The following is a 21,355-nucleotide window of genomic DNA, read 5'->3' as shown; positions in this document are numbered from 1 at the left end:
ATACAAGAATAACCCGGAATGGGGGTATGGTGTTGGAGAAGAAGCACCGGGAAGAGCACATCTTCATACTCAGCCCCATCTTCACGAAGCTCGGGGGGAAGGAGTACTTAAGGATAAGGCGCATTCTCGACGAGATTGGAAAAAAGCTGGGGAAGGAGAGAACGTTCCTCCTACTCCTTCAGGTTCCACTTCTCTCTGCTCAGGAAGAGGTAGGCCTCGTCTTCCAGCTCCTTCGGGACGTAGTTTAGAAGGACATCCGCCTCTTTAACAGCTTCCCTTATTCCCTTTCCCAGCGCCACCTGGTTCTTTTCAAGGAGTTCGGTGATGACCTCTATGACGTTCTCCTTAACCCTCTTCTCCGCGAAGAGCCTCTTTCCCCTCAGCCACACCCGTTCGTTCTTCCTGTAGAAGTCCCGACCTCTCTCCGTGAAGAACTCCGGGCCGGGCTTTATTCTCACCCTCTCCCTCTCCCGCCTGTCAAGTTCGAGCATTATGAAAGCCTTTTTGGCTTTTCCAACGTTCCACCCCAGAACGTTAAATCCCTCCCTGGAGAGGGCTTTCTCAAAGCCCCCCGCACTTCTCTCCAGCTGGGGGAGGAGGACGTCCTCAACAGCCTCTCCCGCATCAAAGACCAGCGTCACGAGGTGTGTTCCTTTCCTCCTCAGTTCGGAGAGGTAGCTTCCTCTTTTCTGACCTTTTGGGAAAAAGAACTCCTCCCGCGGGCTCTCCATGAACTGGCCTGCCTTGAAGTAGAAACGGCCGTATTTCTCCCACCCCAGATTGGCGGCGACGTTCCTCCTTGGGTCGACGGGGTCGATAACTATCAGGGGTTTATCAGCTTCCGCCTCTCTTTTCACGGTTTTCATGGCCACCTCATGCTCCCGCTTGAGCCAGTTGGCAGGGTCTATAATCTTCTGCCTCAGCATGAAGTCGGCTTTTTCAAGGACGTCCAGGAAGGAGCCGTACTTGATGACCAGAATCTCGGCGAGATAACCCGAAAAGCCCCTGATGTATATCTCGCTCCCGTAGGCGTTTATGCCCTTCAAAAAGCGCTTGAGGAGCCGAACCTCGTCGTTCCTCCCGTTGAGGTTCTCAAGAACCCAGCGGTTGTGGAGTATTGAACGGTCAACGGCCGTTCTCACGTCCCTCCAGCTCCCAACGTCATAGCAGGGCACCAGATCAACGCTAACTCCCCTGTATCTCGCTCGAACGTACGGGTGCTCAGCGTAGGCTATTTCGTAGGTGTCGAGCTTCTCCGCTATGACCTTCCCCAATTCTAGGCCTTTTTCCCTGAGCTCCTCTATGGGAGTGTCGAGAGGAAATGCCAGGAAAAGGTCAACGTCGTGGTCTCCAGCCAAGTAGGTGTCCTTTGCGAGCGAGCCGACGAAGTATGGCCTGACATCGAGGTCTAGGCTTTCGATGGTTTCCTCTGCGAGGGTCTTCAGGTCATTCATCAGCTTTTCAATGAAGGCCCTCTCCTCCTCGGTTGGGCGCACCCGTGTGAGGACTCCCTGAATGATTTCTCCGTGGTCCATCAGCTCACCTGTTGACAGTGTGCTGTCAGGGGTATATAAAGGGCTTGATATCTCGCTATCAACCTCTTAACTCGAACCTCGCCACCGTTTCATAGATTGGCCCCTTCGGCGTGAGTGTGCTCTTCTTCAGCTCTATTGCCTCAACATCGAACTCCCCGAAGTCCTCGTCGGCAAGGTCTTTGAGCGCCATGGCAAGCTCGACCTTATCGCGCACGAACTTCACCCTGCCGATGGTTATGTGCGCCACGAAGTCCTTATCCTTTTTGAAGCCCAGCCTTCTCATTTCCCGCTCGACGTCCTTTGCTATCGCCTTTATTCCTTCATCGTTCTCTATCCCAGCCCAGATGACCCTAACGTAGTTCGGGTTCGGGAAGACGCCTATCCCCTTCACGCGAACGCGGTGCTTTTTGTGCTTCCTCGCTATCTCCGCCAAGGCCTTCTTGACATCTTCAGCTAAAGCTTCGTCAATCTCGCCGAGGAACTTTAAAGTCACGTGGAAGTTCTCCCTTTCAACGAACTTTATCCTGGCAGCTTTGTTCCCTATCCTCTCCTGAGCCCTCAGCAGGTTGTCCCTAACGGCATCATTTATCTCAATGGCTATGAAGGCCCTCATACCACCACCGAGAAAAGTTGGGGGAAGGGGTTAAAGATATTTTGGAAAGACAAAAACTAAAAAGTGGTTTAGCTGGAGTTAGCTTCCACGTACAGACCAATGGGAACGTTCACGTCCTCGTAAGTTGTACCATACCAATGGTGTATCGGAATTCTGACCTTATAGTTGCTTTCCATCGCATAGAATGTTACCTGATCCTCTGGTCCTCTGTTCTTAAGATGTCCAAGCATTACATAGCTCGAGTAATCTCCAGTGCTGAAACCAACGGTAATTGTGTCAAACCAGCGGGGAAGTGCATGCTCCGTAACTCCCTGCAGAACAGCTCCAATGGGAATCCCCACGCCGAAGCTGTGACCGTCAGTTCCAGCATAGATGTGTCCATAGAAGTCAGATATATAGACTGGATTGCCAATGTTTTTCGTAATTCCTTCAGATTTCTTCATCCACTCGCTTGGGAAGTTGTAGGGTGGCCTCCCCAGTGTTGAGCCACTTTCGATGTCTTTAACGTTTCCATGAGTTTCTGTGATCGTGAAGCTGTCTATTTTTGCGAAATACCGTTCATTCCCTGTTTCGAAGCACCCAAGACCGGTGTAGCAGGAGTATTCCTTCTGATATATATAGTGGACCGTTCCTTTAATCCATACATAGCCCCAAGAATATGTTTTGGGTACTGTAATATCATCACCTCCCGCATAATAGTTGGTTATTGACCTTCCGAGGACTTTTACGGTTATCGAGTCCGGATCAAAGCTAATTTTCTTGGAAATCTGATCCCCAAATGCAACGGTGACGTCCGGCCCCCAGTACTTTTGAGTTTCTGCAGCTATATCGACACTGCCAAAGATGTCGCTCCAGACGTTGTTGTGAATTATTAAAACCGGTATTTCCACGTTACTGTATGAGTTATCTTCGCCAGGGACAGTTCTCCATTCATACCAGTGCCCGCTGACGAGAGGTGCCACTTTTCCCTGTTTTCCGGTACCTATTTTACTTCCTTCTATCCTCCTGATGTCAGTGACCCTTGCCTCTTTAAGATTCATCTTTATTTCCATGTTCCTTGGAAGTATCGTTCTCTCCAAGGTACTTTCAAAACTGCCGGGGGGTAAGGTGTAAACCTTACCATTCCTTTCAACCCACACATCAATTCCAATGAAAGCCGTTTTTGAGTGGATTTTCCTTGCTATGTCTTTTGCTTTGTCCAGCTCTGCAGCGGATATCCTTATGGTATCACCTGAAAACAGGAATTTTTTCTCAATAGTTCCTCTCTGCAGGATTTTTATGCTGCCCTTTTCGTTAAATGTCCAGACTGTGTAATAAATTTTCCCATAGTCCGTTAGAGGTTTCCCATTTGAATCAACGAGGGTTAATTTGACACCACCAATGGGAACTGCTTGAATGTATCCCACAGCCCCGGCAACCAGTAGCACAAGCAGTAGTGCGGGTAACCTCCTCATGTCTACACCCCACGAAACATTTGCAATAATGTATGCAACATAATTTATAAATCCTTCCATTCACTCAGAGTAATAACTCTTCCTTTTTTTTTTTCAGGGTATAAATTTATTCAGACTTGCGTTTTGCTCTTAGAACTATTCAAAAGAAGCCCGGATAAAAGAGTTGCATGATAGTGCAATTAGAAGAGGGAAAATAAAATGCTCACTCCCTCGCAACCACAGGGAACTCCTCCCACGGGAAGACTATCCACTTGTCCGTGCGGAAAACGTAGAAGTCCGGCATGACCTTCGTCCACGGTTTAACCGCAAGGCATGCTATCTTTATCTCGGATGCCCCAAGTCTCTTCACCTCATCGATGACGACCTCAAGGGTTTTTCCTGTATCGCTCACATCGTCGACTATCACCACCCTCTTTCCATCAAGCGAGCCGTGAATCGGGATGGTTATCTTCGGCTTCTCCATCCTCTCCTCTATGTCCTTGTAGAATTTGACGTCGATTATCTTGAGCTCAATGTCGCCGAGGATATGGCTGAGCCTCACGGCCGGAATCAGGCCTCCGCGGGCTATACCAACTATAACATCCGGATTATAACCCCTGAGTGCATCGGCGAGCGCAAACATGGCCCTGTCAGTCTGCCACCACGTGAGATAAACCTTGTCCATCTCCTCACCCCCTTTGTATGCTCTTAGGTTAAAAAGAAGAGCTTAAAAACTCAACGTTTTCAAATTCCCATTTAGGATAACCGCAGTATTCCGGCAATTGTGGAGCTCTGAGCCATTAGCAGCATCTCGAATTTCCGCCAAAATTTGAAGGAAAGGAATCAGCTTATGACGCACTTGCTCCAGCCGCATTCAGGGCATGTTGCACAGCCGCTCTCCATCCTGAGCTCGACGAGCTTTCCGTCCTTTTCGTAGCACACCGGGCAGTAGACAACGCCTAAGAGTTCTCTTATTTCTTCCGGTTTCAGCTTTTCTGCCTGCACTGGTGAGGCTGATTTTGAGGGAGGGGATAGAGAGAAGCTCAGCCGGGGAGTTTTTCCATTGGTGCCGGCTAAAATCGCATCAACGTTGATGAACTTACTCAGCCATGGCTCCCTTCCGGCAGTCTCCTTCAGGATTTTCCTGGCGTATTCGCTCGGCTTGGCCTTGACTCGCTGCTTCTTCTCGCCCTCGACGCTGTAGACCTGCACCGAGAGCGAGCCGTCTCTGTAAACCGTAACTCCCTTGCAGCCGAGCTTGTAGGCGAGGAGATATGCAGCTTTAACGTCCTCCACCGTTGCGTCGTTCGGCATGTTTATGGTCTTGCTCGCGCTGTCGGTGAGCCAGAGCTGGATGTTAGCCTGGGCTAAGATGTGGTCAAGCCAGTGGATGTCCATCGAGGTGACGAAAATTCTCTGCATATCCTCCGGAATCTCCTCAAGCCCCTGAACCGAGCCGTAGTTGTCGCTTATCTTCCTGAGTATCTCGTCATTCCACAGGCCGCGCTTCTTCAGCTCGGACTCGAAGACCGGGTCGACGTAATAAAATTCGCCAACTGTCACGCTTTTCTTGTAGACGAGGGCAAATATGGGCTCTATGCCGCTGGATGTGTCGGCTATCATGGAAACCGAACCCGTCGGCGGGCAGGTGGTCACCATGCCGTTTCTAACCCCATACTTCTTTATCTCCTCCGCCAGCTTGTCCCATGGCAGGTTCCATATCTCGCGGTGGTAAAAGCCCTCAACCGGCAGTTCCCCGTCCTTGTACCTGCTCTTCTCGTAGAGCGGGAAGGGCCCGCGCTTTTTGGCGGCTTCGACCGAGTATTTATACGCGTAGAAGGTGAGGTATTCCGTGGCTTTGCGCATGAAGTCGTAGCCCTCCCTGCTGTTGTAGGCTATGCCGAGCTTGAAGAGCGCATCAGCTAATCCCATCATTCCAACACCTATCCTTCTCGTCAGCTTGGTGTTGCGGTCTATCTCAGGCAGCGGGAACTTGTTGACATCGATTGCATTGTCGAGGTACTTGGCAACTTTCTGGATCACGTAAGCGTACTCGTCCCAGTCGAAGTGCGCCCCGTCATCGTCGTACTTGACGAACTTTGCGAGGTTTATGCTGGCTAAGTTGCACGATTCGTAGTCGTAGAGCGGCTCTTCGCCGCAGTTATGGCTCAGGAAGCCGTTGCTTATGTAGCTGTGCTTCTCCGGGACTGTGAAGTCGTAGACGATTTCCTCCCCAAGGATTTCAACGCTCTCGACCCTTACAATAGGTTCGTCCCTCTTGGTCTTCTTGAGGCTGAGCTTTGTCATTTTGTATCCTTCAAAGCCAATCTTCTCAGCGAAGAGCTTCCTGCTGTAGTTGGCTATGACGAGCTCGTGGTAACCTTCGGCCTCATAGGTTCTCTCCTCACCGTCCTTGGTAGTGTACCTGAACTCACTTGAGTAGGGCCTCTCGTATATCTTGGACAGAATTCCAAAGAGCAGGAGCAGGTCCTGGACGTCCCGCAGAAGTTCTCTGTCACGGGAGGTGAGCCTTATTGCCTTATCGTTGTCCACATAACCATCGGCGCTGAAGAGACCCCTGAGGAATGCGGCTATCTCTTTGGGCTTTAACCTGTACACGAGCTCTGGAACGCGTTTCTCGTTGGTTTTGGCTATGCCCTCGATCCACTTATAGGCTTTTCCTCTAACGCCCAACTTGACCTGGTTGCCGTAGCGGTGGGGTTCCGCTTTGGTTCCAAAGTGTTTGGCCAGCACCTCTCTAATCTTCCAGGCGATTTCTTCCTCCTTCTCGGCGTTGAAGTAGAACCAGGCCCTCCTGTCGTTTGTGTTGAGATAGCCGTCCCCAATGAACCAGCCGATGACGAAAGCCAAATCCTCACCTATGCTCTCGCTTCCGAAGTCTTCTTCGATCTCAAATCTGGGGAGGAGTATTTTGTCACCCGGCTTGAGTTCCTGCACCTCCTTCCAGCCCTCAGGGGTCATTACTCTGTGGTCAAGCGTTGCCGTTATCTCATAACCCTCTTTCGTTCTGACCCTTGCGACGGTCTTCCTTCCGACCTTCCAGACGTAGGCTGGAACCGCTATTGGATCCGCTATAGCCAGCTCTTTACCGTGGGCCGTTCTGTACTCGACCTTTTCCTCCCCGGGGAGGAGAACTTCGACGGAGTATGCGTAGGGTTCTCCACCCTCGGTTATCCCCTCAACTGCAACCGCTTCCTTCTTTCCGCGCTCCTTTGCGAGGCTGAAGAGTTCTTCCGCCTTTATGTAGCCTTCCGGCATTAGAATTCTCGTGCTCCCAACGACACACGGGTTAGTGGCCCTTATCGGCCCGCCCTTTGCTTCAGCTAGGACGTTCCTTCTGTTGATGACGTCAAAGAAGACCACACCGGGATCTGCCTTTGCCCAGGCCATGTAGGCTAACTCCTCGAAGAGGCTCTTGGGGTCTATCTCCTTGACCTTCTCGCCGGTGCGCGGATTGACGAGCGGGTAGCGCTTGCCCTCCTTGAGTGCCTCCCAGAAGTCCTCCCAGATGCCGACGCTGATGTTGAAGTTGCTCAGAACATTGGTTCCGACGTTCTTCTCCTTGGCGTGGATGAACTTCTCGATGTCCGGGTGCCATACCTCAAGGATGCCCATGTTTGCGCCCCTTCTAACGCCGCCCTGCTTGATGACGTCGCTGACTGCATCTATGAGGTGCATGAACGAGACAGGACCTGAGGCAGCGCCAGCCGTAGATCCGACAAAATCCCCCTCTGGGCGGAGCTTTGAGAAATTAACTCCAGTTCCGCCGCCCGCCTTTTGTATCATCGCCACATCATGCGCCGCCTTCATTATGCTCTCCATGTCGTCCTCTATCGGCACGACGAAGCACGCCGAGAGCATCCCGAGGGGCCTGCCGGAGTTGATCAGCGCCGGCGTGTTGGGCATGAATATCTGGCTCGTCATCAACCTGAAGTACTCCTCGACTTCGCCCTCGTAGTCATCAAAGGCGCCGTTTTCGAGCATCTTTATTACATCGTCGATCGGCACCTTCATCTGGCCCTTTTCAGCCAGCTCGCGGTAGAGGTTAAGCAGGCGCTCAAAGTGGTATCTGTTGAGCTTGAACCTTCCAATGGAGAGCTTTCCGTCGTACCCGTCGAGGGCCCTCAGGTACTCCTCCACCCTGCTCAAGTCCTGCTCATGACCGCCATTTTTATCAAAGACCCTTTCATCGTAGAGCAGATCGGGGATTACGGCCAGAACAGAAACCCTTTCAAATAGCCTCTTTGGGCTCTCTATTATCCTGCCCTCCTCATCTTTGATGAGATATCTTGACGCTAAAACGCGGAGGGCGTTTATTGAGAAGCGTTTATCTATTTCATCCAGTCTGTCCTTGTTGAGTATTTTCTTCTTCTCCTCGCGAATCTCCGCTTTTTTCTTCCTGTAAATTATGTATGCCTTTGCAACGTCGAAGAGGCCCACCCTCATCAGCTCAAGCTCGACTATATCCTGAATGTTTTCTATGTGGGGAACCTGTCCATCGTACAGCTCGTTGATTCTTCTCACAACCCTTCTGACAACCCTGTTGAGAAGCCTCTCATCCCTTACTCCAACTTCAAGCATTGCCCTTTGGATAGCCCATTTTATACGCTCTTTATCAAAAGGTACAATTCTCCCATCCCTTTTCATCACTTTTTCAACAGCCATATAAACACCCCTGCCATATCATTGGACACAGTTGCATATCATGGTAAGAACATCAGTAAAGGGGAGTGAGGATTCCGGGTAAATATACCTTACCCATGAAGAAGTTGCCAGAGTGACAAATAGCGGAGTTCAACTCCGTCGCATTAATAAGGGAAAGAAAACCGGACATGTCGGATATTTTATCCATTATTCAAGGCTCTCATACATTATTTTGAGCCTGTATGCATGTTTGAGCTCCTCACCGGCCATCATCTGAAAAATCTGGCCGAGGGAGCCCTCCAGGATCGCTCCAAGCTTCTTATAAAGCTCATACGAGTGTTTTTCACGTATGAGAGCCTCAAGAATCAAGTCTTCGAGATTCTCAGGTTCGCTCCGTTCATCGGTGAAGAATGGCTCAAGGCTCAGGACATCGAGGTAGTCAATCACCGCCGTTCCTTCAAGGACACCCTCCTCCAAGAAGCCCTCAATGGTTTTTCTGTGTCTCAGCTCCTCAGCCGCCAGCCAGCGAAAATGGTCTATGAGCTGGGGGATTTCATAGACCGCAAATGTTTCCCCAAGTTTGTAGAGATTGTAAAGCTCATTCTCCTGCCAGACAATTCTTTCAATGAGTTCCCCCAGGTGCATGCAAATCTACTCCTTTCTTATAAGACTCTCTATAATCCCGTGCAGGTTTTCCTCAACTTTGGCACGCCGGTAAAAGCGGTACTGACTTATGAGAAACGCATAGTGCCTCCGCTCGTCCTCCGCAAGGGATGTGAAGATGTCCCTGTACCTTTCACCGGAAAGGCTCCCTGCCATAGAGGCATACATCTTTTCAGCGAGCTTTTCGGAGCGTATCGCAACCTCCAGAACCTCAAGATAGTCTCCGACTGTCTTTATTTCATGTTTGACCTCGTCCGCCCATGTTGGTGAGGCCACTTCAGGAATCTGCCTGTCCGGAAACAGTTCACTGAAAATCCTGAGAATTTTCTCCCTGTGTCCCTTCTCGCTTTTGATGAACTGCCTGAACCTCATTTTTGCGTGAGGCTCCTCGATTTTTTCCGCGAGCATTGTGTAAAGCCCGATGGCATCCTCCTCACCCTTCAGCGCATAGCCCAGCATTTCCTCAAAGGGGAGCCCTGCGAGCTCCTTCAGAATCATGCTAACCATCTCCTCAGCCTCCCCCTCAATCTCAATTCTCTCCATGAGAATCCCCTCTTTATATTTGTGGGCTGGAGGTTAAATATTTAATCATTTAATCGAAGGTCTTCAGATAATCAATCAGCCCTTTAATGCTGGGCAGTATTAGATCAGGCTTTATCTCGCTTTTTTCAACATCCCTGAGGCTGTTAACTCCAGTCAGAACCATTACAGCCTTGGCACCGATTCGCTTTGCGAATGCAATATCGGTATCGAGCCTGTCCCCAACGACCCATGCCTCCCCAGCTTTCAGCTTTTCCCTGACTATCTCCCACACGGGTTCATGGGGCTTTCCTATTATCAGGGGCTCCCTATCGGTTGAGGCCCTCAGAGCAGCCAGAATCGAACCCGCCCCCGGCACTATCCCCTCCTCCGAGGGATAGGTTGTATCCGGATTCGTGCCTATAAACACAGCACCGTTCCTGATGGCCAGTGCTGCGTATTTCAGCTTTTCATAGGTTAGCCCTGTGTCCAGCCCTGTAACAACGTATTCCACCTCCCTCCAGTCACCCTTTCTGGCATCGTCAACGCTCACAGTGCCCCAGTTCAGATGTTGCATCTCCTCGTGGAGTCCCCTGCCCCCAATTACGAATATTTTTCCGGGATTGAAGTGCCGTTCCATGTAGAGCCTCGTGGCAAGGCCCGAAGTGATGATGCTCTCCTCGGGGACGTCAATTCCCATTGACAGGAGCTTTTCCCGGTACATTAATGCGGTTCTCGTTGAATTGTTGGTGAGAAAGAGAAAAGGAATTTTTCTTTCCTTCAAAAATTCAATAACCTGCTTTGCACCCTCTATCGGAGTGTTCCCCCTGTAGAGCACGCCGTCCATGTCAAATATTATTCCCGTCATATCCCGCTCACTGAGGCGAGCATCTTCTTTATGTTCTTAAGTGTTGCTATCAGGTTATCGAGATCCTGCTCGATTCCAAGTTTCTTTGCGTTGAGTCTTATCGTCACGGTAGTATCTACCGGCACCTCAACCTCCTGATTTATGGGCACCTCGATGACCCTGTTGAAGGGCACCTTAATCTTCATGTTCAGCGGAACGGTCACATCGAGGTTCAGGGGGACCGTCACGGGGAATGTTTTATTCACATGAACGACCACCGTTGTGTTTACCGGGATATCAACGTAGGTGTCGATCGGGAAGCTTATCTCAGTCTCGGTGCCGTTAATGACGGCGGTTGTGGTTACGTTCTGCACTATGTGCACCTTCGCCACCGTGGTGACGGGAACGGTCACGTAATCATCGATGGGGACGTTAAGATGCAGGTTTTTGTCTATTGGAACCCTCAGGCTCTCATTTATCGGCACCTCAAAGACCGTTGAAATCGGAACCCTCGCCTTCAGGTTGATGGGCACTTTAATTCTGTCCTTAACCGGAACCGTTACCACAATATCCTGTGTTCTGGCCTCCTCAAGGGCAGATATGGCGTCGTCTATGTGCGATGAGAATGCCGTTGCTCCCTTGTAGAGGACGTAGATTTCACCCAGGTTGAACAGGAGGAGGAAGATAAGAATCGTGGCAAATATTCCCGTGAGGATTTTTCCCATTCCACCACCCCCGGCAGTTTATATTTTATCCCTAACGCGTCACCACTATATTAAGTTTTAGGCTCTGCACAGTGCCGTTTATCGCTTTGAGGATGAGTTCTCTGGCCGATGTTTCCGCATAGTTCCCGTCTGGCGGAGCCCTCGGGAGTTCCGGCGGTTCGTCCTTGAAGAGGAGGAACCAGACCTGCCACCTGCCGGGTTTATTTATGCTGAATGTGTAATTTTTCTCGAACTGCGGCGTCCAGTTGCCCTCTATCCTGACCGGAACGCTCGGTAAGGTAACGTTGAACCAGCCGGGCATGGGGTACATCCCGTATATGTGGGTTGTGTTTGTTTTGAAGTCATACGTGAGGTTCACCAGCCATATCTGGACGTAGTATGTTACGTTGCGGTGCTCGTGGTTGACGATGCCTATGATGACCGTCCCGTTTTCGCCTGTGGTGAGGTTTGTTGGATAGTCTGCAGCTTTGCCGGTTGGCCCGAGGATGTAGAATTCCGTGAATGCCTCGCCGGGCTTCGGATGGGTTATCACGTATGCGAGGGTTCCTATGGAGGTTATTATCGCTATTATCAGGATTACCGTCAGGGCCTTATCAAGTCCGCTCGACTGCTCCCACTCAAGCTCCTCCTTGAGCCTTTCGAGGCTCATCCATGGAATCCACGGGTCAAAGGCCATTGCACGGCGGTAGACTGCCACAGCCGAAAATACAAAGTTGAAGATGGTGAGGCTAACCAGAATCGGGATGAGCCTTATTCCCCACGGGGTGTAGTTGAGGCCAAGGCCTATGAGGGGGACTATGGCTATGCTGAGACCGAAGCTCAAAGCCAGCCTCTCCAGGTTGTCGAGCTCCTTCCTGTTGGGAAAGAGGGCTGTTATGAAGACATAGCCGGGAAAGAAGAGGACAAAAGCCAGACCGAGGGCTTTTCTGATTAAACTGTCCGGAGCATAAAAGATGAGCAGGTCGAGGATGATTGAGAGCAGCACAACCGTTATTAAATCCCAGTAATTCTTCAGCCTCATTCAACCACCACAGATAAAAACGGGAGGAGGTTTAAAATGGTTTCCACGGAATCACCGTTTGATCCTTCCAAGCACCTTCACCTCGGTGCTCTTTACACCCCTCTTCTCCGCCAGCAGGATGAAGATCAGCGTCAGACCAACTATAACAAGTGGCTGTGCTCCCCTGCCGGTTAGCCTGTTTTTTGCTGCATACAGGAAGGCTGCCAGCAGAACCCACCAGCCCGCGATATAAAAGGACGCCCTACCAAAATTGCGGTGTGCTGTGTACAATGTCACCGCCGCTATGACGGGCAGGAATGTGTAAATCGTGACGGCCGATACCGTGAGTGCTCCGAGGAGAACGAACTCCTCCCTTGAGGGAATTCTGAGATCAAATCCCCTGAGGATTTCATCCAGCACGAGCACCGCTGAAAATGCCACGGAAACAGCACTTATCCCGTTCAGAGTGTATATTGATCCGGGATTGAAGGAGAACGCCAGCACCAGAGCATATATGTAGAAAGCGATCAGGGCGAGGTCTCTGCTCTTAACGGCCAGGAGGTATATCAGGGGCACAATGAGGGGGAGGTAGTTTCCTGTGAGCACAGCGGTCAGGATTGAGGCTATTATCCCTATCACAGCTTCCCCACCACCTTTGGAATCAAATCCTTTGGCCCGACTTCAATTATCTTCGCCTTTCCCATGAGCTTCTTCATGAGTCTCTTCCTCTCCATGTGGCGTCTGTAGAGGAGTTCAAGCCTTTCCCCATTCAGGTCGCTTTTGCTCACGAAAAATACCGGGTTTGGATACAGAACCACCACGGTTGAGCCTCTCTTCTCAAGGATGTTAACCGCCTTCAGTATCTCCCTCGGGTGAAGGCCTATGTCATCCACGATGACAACGTAGGAGTTGGGCTCAACTTTAAGTGCTGCCCTTACCGGGCCGGAGGTATAAACCCTTCTCCTGAGGGAGAGTATCTTTCTGCTCAGACTGGACTCCCTTTCAAGGGAGGCCGCCTTTATTGGGGGGATTCCCCTCTGAGGCGCCAGTTTTAGCTCTCCTATGAATGATTTTCCGCTCCTTGGATTGGGAACGAGCTTCACTATTTTGTCCTCATCATAGGCTACCCCGTTTACCATGTAGCCGAATCTTCTGAAGTACTCGACGAGCTGGGCCGTGATCAGGACGAGGTAGTCGACCTTCAGGTTCCTCAGCTCGCGCCTGAATTTTCTGTCGACGTTTATAAGCAGGTATATCTCGCTGAGGGTTTCCCTGTAAAATTCCTTGACCATGAGCTCTCCCAGACGGGAGGTTGATTTCCAGTCGATTTTCCTCACGTCGTCTCCGGGACGGAAATCCCTCAGCTCCTTGAAGTCAAGGGTTTCAAGGCCTATACCCAGGGCTTTCTCAACCTCCGCTATGGCCTCAACCTGCCTCTTTATCTTCAGCGCCTCCCGGATGCTCCTCGCCGATGGCAGGACAAGGAGTTTCTCCTCTTTAAGGGAGAGCTCCTCATAGAAAAACCCGGGTTCGTCTTCAAAGATGACCTTCGCCCTCAGCGGTATGTATCCCTTCCTCTGGGGAACTATCGTCTGCTGCAGGGCTCTGGTTTCACCGGGTTTAAGCTTAACCTCAACGTCCCTTGCAAAGACGAATTCAGACTCCTCCGTTATCCTGAGTCTGCAGGGGATTTTCGAGAGGTTTCTTACCCTTATACCGGCCTTCAGGGGCTCAAGCTCCGTCCCCCTCTCAGGTATTCTTCTCTCAACCTCTATTTTTGGATTGAAGCTTAACCTCGCCATGCTATAGTAACCCACTATTCCTGCTGCGATGAGGGCGGGAGTGATGTTTCCTGTGAGGTAGGCCCCGGCGGAGAGCACGGCCGCCAGGGAGAGGAGCAGGTCGGTTCTCTTCATTCAGTGGGCACCTCTACCCTCTCTAAGACATCCATCACGATTTCCTTTCCGGTTATGTTGTCTATCTCGTATTCCGGCTTCACTATAATCCTGTGGGCCAAGACAGGCAGGGCGAGCTTTTTAACATCATCGGGTATGACGTAGCCCCTGCCCTTGAGGTATGCATGCACCCTCGCGGCATAGAGGAGGTGCTCCCCCGCTCTGGGGGATGCCCCGAGTATCACCCTGTCATCCAGTCTGGTCTCCTTCACTATCGAGTATATGTAGTCTATTATCGCATCGCTGACGTGGACCTTTCTGAATTCCCTCCTCGCACTGAGTATCTCCGAGGAGGGGACAACCTGTCTGGCCATGCTGAATTTGCCCGTTGATTTTCTTCTGAGCATGAGCTTTTCATGTTCATCGTCCAGATAGGTCAGGTCTATCTTCATCATGAATCTGTCAACCTGTGCTGCCGGGAGTTCATAAACCCCCTCCAGCTCAACCGGGTTTCTCGTTGCCATAACTATGAACGGCTCCGGGAGTCTGAGCGTTATCCCCTCTATCGTAACCTGCCTTTCCTCCATGGCCTCAAGCAGTGCGGACTGGGTTTTCGGCGATGCCCTGTTTATCTCATCGACGAGAACGACATTGGCGAATATGGGCCCCTTCCTTATCTTGAACTCCCCTGTCTTCATGTCGTAGAATGTGTGTCCGAGTATGTCTGCCGGAAGAATGTCCGGGGTCATCTGAATCCTGACGAACTTCAGGCCGAGGGTGTTTGCGAAGTTTTTGCTCAGGGTCGTCTTGGCTATCCCTGGGATTCCTTCAAGCAGGATGTGCCCCTCAGCTATAAGGGAAATCGTCATGAGCTCGATAACTTCGTCCATGCCGACAACGGCTTTCCCAACCTCTTTCTTTATCTTTTCGAGTATCATGCTAACCACCCATGCGTTCTAATAATTTCTATGTGCCCTTCGGCTATAAGGGAAATCATCATGAGCTTAACCATCTCATCCATACCCACCACAGCTTCCACCTTTATCTTTTCAAGCAACATATCAACCACCCATGCGCTCTATCATTGCGAGAACTTCCCTTTCGTCCCAGCCGTTCCTCTTTGAAATCTGAACGGCAAGGGTTATTAAATCTTCTTTTTTCTCCCCAAAAAACCTGTCAAGAAGGAGTGATACAGGTTTGAGCAGATACCCCAAGGCTCCCAGCTCAAGGAGGAGTATTATGATGCCCGTGATCACGAGTATCTTCCTCGCCCTGTCGACAGGCAGGATTCTGGTTATCGTGACGGTTCCGGCGCTGTAGAGGTTGAAGTCCCTGTGATGGGCCTCGTCCATGTATGCCGTGCCTGCACCGATGTAGCTGACTAAATTCTCCAGAAACTGTTGGTTTTCGGTGAAGAGCTGGTTTGTAAGGATGTCAGGATCAGAGAGCACTATAACCTTTCCGTCCCCGTATGGAACCTCCGCGAGTATAGGGAACTCCCTCATGTGGAAGTTGACCATGGCAACTTTGCTCGCATAAACCTCGCCCTTCCTAGAGACTGTAATTGCAGAAGGCTCGTTCATTATTATCCTGCTAACGTTCCTTCCAAGAACAGGGTCGCTTATCCTGACAGCCACTATGAGCCTGTCGTCCTTTTCGTAGAAAAAGTCCCTCAGGGGGTATTTTGAGATTCTCACCGGCAGGTTCAGGGCCTTGAGTATATCATCCCCGTACCCGAAGTCATCGGCTATGAGGAGTGTGTTCCCCCTCTTTACGAAATCCCTGATCTGGGCGAGCTCGGCAGATGTGTATGAGATATCCGGTGCAATTATGACAAGAACCCCGTTTCTATCCTTCAGGTTTTCCATGTCGAAGGACTGAAAGAGGGGCATCAGGTTAATACCCTTCGAGTGAAGGAGCATGGCGAATCTCGCTGTTCCGTCCCAGCCGGTGTTAAACATGCTGTAGGGGGTTGAGCTCTTGAACAGCGGCACGGTTAGGGGCATCGTTATGAGGGTCATCATGAGCACTATCACAACCGCATATACCACAAATTTTCTCATTCATACCCCTCCAGCACCCTTCTTACCCTCTCCCTGAATTCCCTCTCCTCGGCTTCCGTGAGGGGCATGTTCCCATAGACCAGCTTCTCGTGGAGCTCAGTTATCCTCTCCATGTCCCCGTAGATTTTGCTGTCCCTGAAGAGCATGAGGGCCTCCCTCGGGGTCAGGTTCTCGCTTATGCCCAGCATTTTCCTCAGGAAGGCATAGAGCTCCGTAACGCTGTCCGGGAGCCTGACTGCCGGTTTTTTCTCTTCAGGAGGCATGAGGGTTTCTTCCCCCTCCGCAGTGATTTCCCCTTCCCCTCTCCTTCGGGTGTATGTAAAAGCCGAGGCCAGAAGCGCCAGAATCAGCAGCATCGCCACGTATCTCAGCATCCTGCTCGGGGGTTTAATCACACTGAGGATTATGGTGTTTGATACTGCTCCGGCATGGATGCTGTCCCCTGAAAATTTTACATATACCTTCAGCTTTCCTGTCTCATTCGGCTTTATGAAGAAGGAGAAACCCCCGTCCACAGATGTTATGCTGATGTAGGGCATGTCGTTTACATACACCGTCAGAGGAGCGGACAGGGGGGGCGTGATGTTGCCCGTGAACTCTATTCTCCTTCCGGTGTAGCCCTCCGAGGGGCCGCTGAGCGCTATTGAGGTTGGATATTTCCTGAAAATTATGGTTATGTTTTTTGACACGGCTGAGTGAATCTCATCGCCGCGGAAGCTAACCGTGAGCCGCATGGTTTCGGGTACGTCCGAGGTGTAATTGGTGCAGAACTTTCCTTCCTCATCCGTTAGCAGGGTTGTGTTCCCGATTGAAATCTCCCTCTGTCCGAGTGCGTTTCCGTAATAGTCCACAAGCTGTCCCGAGACGTTCAGCGTGGACCCCATAAGCCCGCTGAAGGTGCTGTCCATGAGGAGTATTGAGGGTATCCTCACAACGGTGATTTCAACCGTGTTTGATCTGTTATCCCCCTGAACGGCATATATGCTGTAGTTGCCGAGCTCCCTGAAGGAGTACCTCAGTGAGAACATGCCGTTTTTGGGGGAGGTAAACAGGATTGTTGAGCTGTTCCCTCCTGCAATAACCACCTCAATGCTCCCGTTCACAGGGGTTGAGCCGTATATCGTGATGTTGGCATAGAGGAAGGGTTTTTTGTTTGAAACAGAGATTTCAAATTTTTTCGGGGATATTTCAGCGGAGCGGAGCATTTCGAGTATCTTCCCCAGATACTCCCTTATCCCGGCAGTCTGGGCTGTGAAGTTCAGGACTTTTGTCCCGTTCATGAGCCGTATGGAGTCAATAATCTCAAGATCCCGATTCATGCTCTCAAGGGTTCTCACTATTCCCGCCGCAAGCGCGGCATTCGGCTCCCTGTGAAACTGGAGCACGAGCCCTGTTAGCTCCTGCAGGTTCCGGGAGAAGTCGTAGAAAGGGGGGATTACCTCCATAACCTTGGCATTGACCCCCCGGTTTTTGTAATAAAGCGCTTCAAGCTGTATCTCCTTGAGCTCGCTCGTGGTGTTATTTGCGAGCTGAATGCTGTAGGGATTGTTCTGAAGGGAGTACCTGAGCGTATATTCAAACCTGACCAGGGTTTTTGAGAAGTACTCATACAGAAAAACATCTCTATTAACCGGTTTCTCAACGGCTTTTGCCGACACCATACCGCAGATTATTAGAGCCACCATTATTAAACCGAGAACCCTTTTCATGCTCATGCCCATCACTTCCATAAAGAATATAAAAGCTTTTAAGGTTATCCGATGGCCGGGGCATGCTGACCGGAGGCCGATCATCACCTCCATAAAGAATATAAAAGCCTTTAAGGTTATCCAATTTGGGTGCTAAAATGAGCAGGACTGTGGGAGCAGCTTTAATCGGCATAGGCATCATACTCTGGTATCACGGCGGGACTTCATCGAACGCTACGTTCATCAATCTCGGCATCGGTTCTATTATCCTGGGGCTGGTGGTTGCGGCTTTTCCTGCCAGGGGCTACGTCAGCAGGGAGGCCCTTGAGCTTAGCTGCAGGGATATGGCGGAGTTTTTTGAAAAGATTGTCGATGACCTTGAGCTTGAGGGAAATCCCGTCTACATACCCCCCTACGAGAATCTCCCTCAGGGAGGGGTTTTTATTCCGAAGATGAAGAACTTCAGGCTGAGTCTCGGGAGGCTCGATGAGGGGGATGTCTTTGTTACCGGAAGCGAGAGGGAAACGGGAATTCTGATAAGCCCTCCCCCGGGCTACGAGCTTCTCAGGTACTTTGAGGAGAACTACGGGGAGCTTAGCGGCACGGACGTCGGATATGCATCCTCCGTGATTTCAGGCGGGCTGGGTGCGTTTGGCATCGGGAGCGCGGAGGTTTTTGAAGAGGAGGGCTCCATTGAGGTGTATATAAAGCCACTCCTCCCGGGAATCAGAAGGGTCTGGGGTGATCCGGTCTCTTCCGCCGTCCTCCTCGGCATCGCCATGGCGAAGGGAGGGCTGATATCCGTGGAGGATGTTCGGGAGGCCAACGGTTACCTCAGGCTGAAGGTCAGGATGCTCGGGAGTGTGGAAGAATGGCTATGAGGGAGAACATGCTGATTTTCTTAGCCATCTGGATCATTCTTGCGGCGCTTTTGAGCTCCTCACTGAGCATCTTCCTGACGGTTTCGCTCATAGGAATCCTCATAGTTCTGGAGATAGGGGATTTCTATCTTTCAAAAGAAACAAAGGAGATGCTGAAGATGTCCTCCTACTTCCTCCTGCTGATATTCGCCTTTATAGTAGCCCAGAAGGTGTATGAGGTTATAAAAGGGTGATCAGCTCCCTAACCGTTCTCTCGACGGCTTGATAGCTGTTCATCCCCGGCTCCCACCCCTTGCTTTTAGCCTTCTCTATGCTTAAGCGCATGAACTTCACGTCGCCCTTCCATCCCCTTCCGCCGTCGACGCCACCCGTAAAGCGGAACCTCGGACTTAAGCCCATCCCCCTGCTGACGGCCTCTGCTATCTCCCTGACGGTAATCCAGTCTTCACTGCCAAGATTGTAGACATCGAAGATCTTTCCCTCCTCCTTAAAGCGCTCGAAGAGGTATAGCATGGCATCAACCGTATCGCTCACGTGGAGGTAGCTCTTCCTCTGCGTTCCGTCGCCCAGAATTTCAAGCTCTTCAGGGTTTCTGCGGAGCTTGTTTATGAAGTCGTAGATCACCCCGTGGTTTGAGCGCTCCCCTATTATGTTTGCGAGACGAAAGACGAGCGATTTTATGCCGAACGTGTGTGCGTAGCCGCTGATTAAAGCTTCAGCTGCCAGTTTCACCCCACCGTAGACGCTTATGGGCTCAAGGGGGCGTAGTCCTCGGGCGTCGGAATTATTTTGGCCTCACCATAAACCGTGGAGGAAGACGTGAAGATGAGGTATCCAGCATTTTTCCTCCTCATGGCCTCCAGGATGTTGTATGTGAGCAGGACGTTGGTTTCATAGAGGAGCTCGGGGCTCTGGGCGCCGATTCTCACCTCGGGGTTGGCGGCAAGGTGGAAGACCGCATCAACACCCTTAACAGCTTCGCTGCAAACGTCTATATTTCTCAAGTCGCCTTCTATGAACTCAAAGCGCCCGTTATCCAGCCACCTTTTAATGTTCTCCAGGCTCCCGGCGCTCAGATCATCGACAACTCTAACTTCATGGCCCATCTCCATTAGCGCATCAACCAGGTGTGAACCGATAAATCCAGCACCGCCCGTTACGAGGATTTTCATTTTTACCACCAGACTTTTTAGAGTGGTCATGTTCTTAAGCTTTGGGGAAAATTTTTTAGTATCTCCCTGCAAAGGTTAAACCATGAGGGTCTACTCAATTGGAGAGCATGAAAAGGGGAGGATAAAGCGGCTGATAAAAGAGTTTTTGATGGGCAGGGAGGAGGTTCTTTTCGCCTATCTCCACGGCTCGTTTTTGAGCGGTCCCTTCAGGGACATAGACATAGCCGTATACACCGACGGTGAGCGTGATGTTTTTTATGAACTTGAGCTTGAGGAGCGTCTGGGTTTTCCGGTGGATGTTCGGGTTCTAAATAATGCTCCCATTTCCTTCATATTTAAGGTGCCCAAGGGGGAGCTGCTCTTCAGCAGGGATGAAGAGAAGAGGTGCGACTTTGAATCAAGGACTATGGGCGATTATCATGACTTCCAATACTACCTTAACGCTTACCGGAGGGAGATTCCTGGAGTATGATGGCGGCAAAGTCAGGGATATTGAGGAAGTCATTGAAAGCATCAAAAACGCGCTCAAGGTTTAAATACGTTTGAGTGCCCATATATTCCGGTGGTAGCGATGAAGGTACTCATAATGGCCGGCGGCTATGCCACCCGTTTGTGGCCCATAACAAAGGATAATCCCAAGGCGCTGCTGCCTGTTGGGGACAGGGTTATTCTCGATTACATCCTTGAGAAGACAGGAGAACTTGATTCCGATGTTTATATCTCCACAAACAGGTTTTTTGAGCACCATTTCAGGCCTTACGCTGAGGAGCACGGCGTGGGGCTGATAGTCGAGGACACGCTCCATGAGGAGGAGAAGCTGGGAACGATAGGGGCAATGAAAAGGGCCATTGAAGAGCTCGGCCTGGATGATTATCTGATCATTGCGGGCGACAATCTGTTCTCCTTCAGCCTGAGCGAGTTCTTAAAGCACTACTCGGGCAAACCGCTCATAGCAGTCTATGATGTCGGTGACTTTGAGCTTGCAAAGCGCTACGGTGTCGTCGTGCTTGAGGAAAACAGGGTGGTAGACTTCCGGGAAAAGCCCGCCGAACCCAAGTCCACGCTCATAAGCACGGGTGTCTATGCCTTCCCCAGGGAGGTAATGGCGAGGATTGACGAATACCTTGAGAACGGCAACAGGGATTCCCCGGGCTACTTCATCCAGTGGCTGCTCTCGGAGGGCGTTGAGATGCACGCATACAGGTTTGATGAGTACTGGTATGACATCGGAAGTGCGGACAGCTACCTTGAAGCATTGAGAACCCTGCTAAAGGAGAGCCACATAGAGGAGATTCAAATCAGCCCCTACTCAAAAATAATCCCCCCTGTGGTGATAAAGCGCGGTGCAAGGATTTTGGGAAGGTCAATGATAGGGCCCTACGCATACATAGGGGAGAACTGCATAATCGAGAGCTCGGACGTGAGCGATTCAATAATCTTCAGGAACACCGTCATAAGGAACTCGACGATATGGCGCTCCATAATCGACGAGAAGTGCGAGATAAGGAACCTTGAGCTCAAGAAGAGCCTCGTTGGGGGGCACGCGAAGATACAGAGGGGCGACTGAACCAGGCGGAAGTAGAAGAAATGCCGGCTTTTGCCTGAAGACTATGCCCGCAGGAACGCACAGCTGGAATCAGCACAACATTTTTATCC

21 protein-coding genes and 1 pseudogene are annotated in these 21,355 nt (G+C 50.9%); 5 read left to right on the top strand and 17 right to left on the bottom strand.

All coding sequences use genetic code 11. The annotated features are described in order from the left end of the window. Positions 1 to 32 precede the first annotated feature (32 nt). Positions 33 to 248 carry a hypothetical protein gene (locus tag ACYQ27_RS01430; RefSeq protein ID WP_456452413.1) on the top strand — a complete coding sequence of 72 codons (216 nt, stop codon included), beginning with the start codon at positions 33 to 35 and terminating at the stop codon, positions 246 to 248. Here ACYQ27_RS01430 and cca read toward each other — a convergent pair. From cca to ACYQ27_RS01350, 16 genes are all read right to left on the bottom strand, one after another. Continuing rightward, positions 171 to 1,535, bottom strand: a complete 1,365-nt coding sequence (gene cca, locus ACYQ27_RS01425; protein ID WP_460040866.1) for a CCA tRNA nucleotidyltransferase — start codon at positions 1,533 to 1,535, stop codon at positions 171 to 173. The two genes, ACYQ27_RS01430 and cca, sit on opposite strands and share 78 nt — an antisense overlap. 58 nt (positions 1,536 to 1,593) lie before the next feature. After that, on the bottom strand, positions 1,594 to 2,148 hold the full coding sequence (gene thpR, locus ACYQ27_RS01420) for an RNA 2',3'-cyclic phosphodiesterase (RefSeq protein WP_456452417.1): 555 nt from the start codon (positions 2,146 to 2,148) through the stop codon (positions 1,594 to 1,596). Positions 2,149 to 2,216: 68 nt separating this feature from the next. Further along, positions 2,217 to 3,662 (bottom strand): hypothetical protein, encoded by a 1,446-nt coding sequence (locus ACYQ27_RS01415; RefSeq protein ID WP_456452419.1) that lies wholly within the window; start codon positions 3,660 to 3,662, stop codon positions 2,217 to 2,219. A 142-nt stretch (positions 3,663 to 3,804) separates the two neighbouring features. Beyond that, positions 3,805 to 4,266 (bottom strand): phosphoribosyltransferase, encoded by a 462-nt coding sequence (locus ACYQ27_RS01410; protein WP_456452421.1) that lies wholly within the window; start codon positions 4,264 to 4,266, stop codon positions 3,805 to 3,807. A gap of 158 nt (positions 4,267 to 4,424) precedes the next feature. Then, complete coding sequence (locus ACYQ27_RS01405; protein ID WP_460040865.1) at positions 4,425 to 8,267, bottom strand: adenosylcobalamin-dependent ribonucleoside-diphosphate reductase; 3,843 nt, start codon at positions 8,265 to 8,267, stop codon at positions 4,425 to 4,427. A 186-nt stretch (positions 8,268 to 8,453) separates the two neighbouring features. Then, entirely contained in the window at positions 8,454 to 8,891 is a 438-nt protein-coding gene (locus tag ACYQ27_RS01400; RefSeq protein WP_460040864.1) for a ferritin family protein, read from the bottom strand. A 6-nt stretch (positions 8,892 to 8,897) separates the two neighbouring features. Next, the gene (locus ACYQ27_RS01395; protein ID WP_460040863.1) at positions 8,898 to 9,452 is read right to left on the bottom strand and encodes a ferritin family protein; all 555 of its coding nucleotides are present in this window, start codon (positions 9,450 to 9,452) and stop codon (positions 8,898 to 8,900) included. Positions 9,453 to 9,501: 49 nt separating this feature from the next. Beyond that, positions 9,502 to 10,296, bottom strand: coding sequence for a 2-phosphoglycolate phosphatase (locus ACYQ27_RS01390; RefSeq protein WP_460040862.1), 795 nt, complete (start codon positions 10,294 to 10,296; stop codon positions 9,502 to 9,504). Beyond that, on the bottom strand, positions 10,293 to 11,000 hold the full coding sequence (locus ACYQ27_RS01385) for a hypothetical protein (RefSeq protein WP_456395650.1): 708 nt from the start codon (positions 10,998 to 11,000) through the stop codon (positions 10,293 to 10,295). Before ACYQ27_RS01385 ends, ACYQ27_RS01390 begins: the two co-directional genes overlap by 4 nt. 31 nt (positions 11,001 to 11,031) lie before the next feature. Then, positions 11,032 to 12,021 (bottom strand): DUF1616 domain-containing protein, encoded by a 990-nt coding sequence (locus ACYQ27_RS01380; protein WP_460040861.1) that lies wholly within the window; start codon positions 12,019 to 12,021, stop codon positions 11,032 to 11,034. Between the two features lie 51 nt (positions 12,022 to 12,072). After that, entirely contained in the window at positions 12,073 to 12,639 is a 567-nt protein-coding gene (locus ACYQ27_RS01375) for a hypothetical protein (RefSeq protein ID WP_456452433.1), read from the bottom strand. Then, positions 12,636 to 13,916 (bottom strand): DUF58 domain-containing protein, encoded by a 1,281-nt coding sequence (locus ACYQ27_RS01370; RefSeq protein WP_460040860.1) that lies wholly within the window; start codon positions 13,914 to 13,916, stop codon positions 12,636 to 12,638. The genes ACYQ27_RS01375 and ACYQ27_RS01370 overlap by 4 nt, the downstream gene beginning before the upstream one ends. After that, complete coding sequence (locus tag ACYQ27_RS01365) at positions 13,913 to 14,833, bottom strand: AAA family ATPase (RefSeq protein WP_456395670.1); 921 nt, start codon at positions 14,831 to 14,833, stop codon at positions 13,913 to 13,915. Before ACYQ27_RS01365 ends, ACYQ27_RS01370 begins: the two co-directional genes overlap by 4 nt. Beyond that, positions 14,830 to 14,955, bottom strand: a complete 126-nt coding sequence (locus tag ACYQ27_RS01360; protein ID WP_456395672.1) for a hypothetical protein — start codon at positions 14,953 to 14,955, stop codon at positions 14,830 to 14,832. The genes ACYQ27_RS01365 and ACYQ27_RS01360 overlap by 4 nt, the downstream gene beginning before the upstream one ends. 1 nt (position 14,956) lies before the next feature. Continuing rightward, positions 14,957 to 15,958 (bottom strand): DUF4350 domain-containing protein, encoded by a 1,002-nt coding sequence (locus ACYQ27_RS01355; protein ID WP_460040859.1) that lies wholly within the window; start codon positions 15,956 to 15,958, stop codon positions 14,957 to 14,959. Further along, on the bottom strand, positions 15,955 to 17,673 hold the full coding sequence (locus ACYQ27_RS01350; protein ID WP_456452439.1) for an Ig-like domain repeat protein: 1,719 nt from the start codon (positions 17,671 to 17,673) through the stop codon (positions 15,955 to 15,957). Before ACYQ27_RS01350 ends, ACYQ27_RS01355 begins: the two co-directional genes overlap by 4 nt. A 131-nt stretch (positions 17,674 to 17,804) precedes the next feature. On the opposite strand from ACYQ27_RS01350, the gene ACYQ27_RS01345 reads away from it, so the two are divergent. Then, complete coding sequence (locus ACYQ27_RS01345; RefSeq protein ID WP_460040858.1) at positions 17,805 to 18,527, top strand: DUF7982 domain-containing protein; 723 nt, start codon at positions 17,805 to 17,807, stop codon at positions 18,525 to 18,527. Then, positions 18,518 to 18,760 (top strand): DUF8044 family membrane protein, encoded by a 243-nt coding sequence (locus ACYQ27_RS01340; protein ID WP_456452441.1) that lies wholly within the window; start codon positions 18,518 to 18,520, stop codon positions 18,758 to 18,760. Before ACYQ27_RS01345 ends, ACYQ27_RS01340 begins: the two co-directional genes overlap by 10 nt. On the opposite strand, the pseudogene ACYQ27_RS01335 reads toward ACYQ27_RS01340, so the two are convergent. Continuing rightward, positions 18,747 to 19,699, bottom strand: a pseudogene (locus ACYQ27_RS01335) (NAD-dependent epimerase/dehydratase family protein). The gene ACYQ27_RS01340 and the pseudogene ACYQ27_RS01335 overlap by 14 nt on opposite strands. Before the next feature lie 82 nt (positions 19,700 to 19,781). Here ACYQ27_RS01335 and ACYQ27_RS01330 point away from each other — a divergent pair. Both ACYQ27_RS01330 and ACYQ27_RS01325 read left to right on the top strand, forming a co-directional pair. After that, positions 19,782 to 20,171: a nucleotidyltransferase domain-containing protein gene (locus ACYQ27_RS01330; protein ID WP_460040857.1), complete on the top strand. Its 390-nt coding sequence runs from the start codon at positions 19,782 to 19,784 to the stop codon at positions 20,169 to 20,171. Positions 20,172 to 20,270: 99 nt separating this feature from the next. Next, entirely contained in the window at positions 20,271 to 21,266 is a 996-nt protein-coding gene (locus tag ACYQ27_RS01325) for a sugar phosphate nucleotidyltransferase (RefSeq protein WP_456454068.1), read from the top strand. Positions 21,267 to 21,355 lie beyond the last annotated feature (89 nt).

The sequence above is a fragment of the Thermococcus atlanticus genome (genome assembly GCF_054657855.1).
The sequence above is the reverse complement of the archived record's forward strand: the minus strand, read 5'-3'. Positions and strand labels throughout refer to the sequence as shown.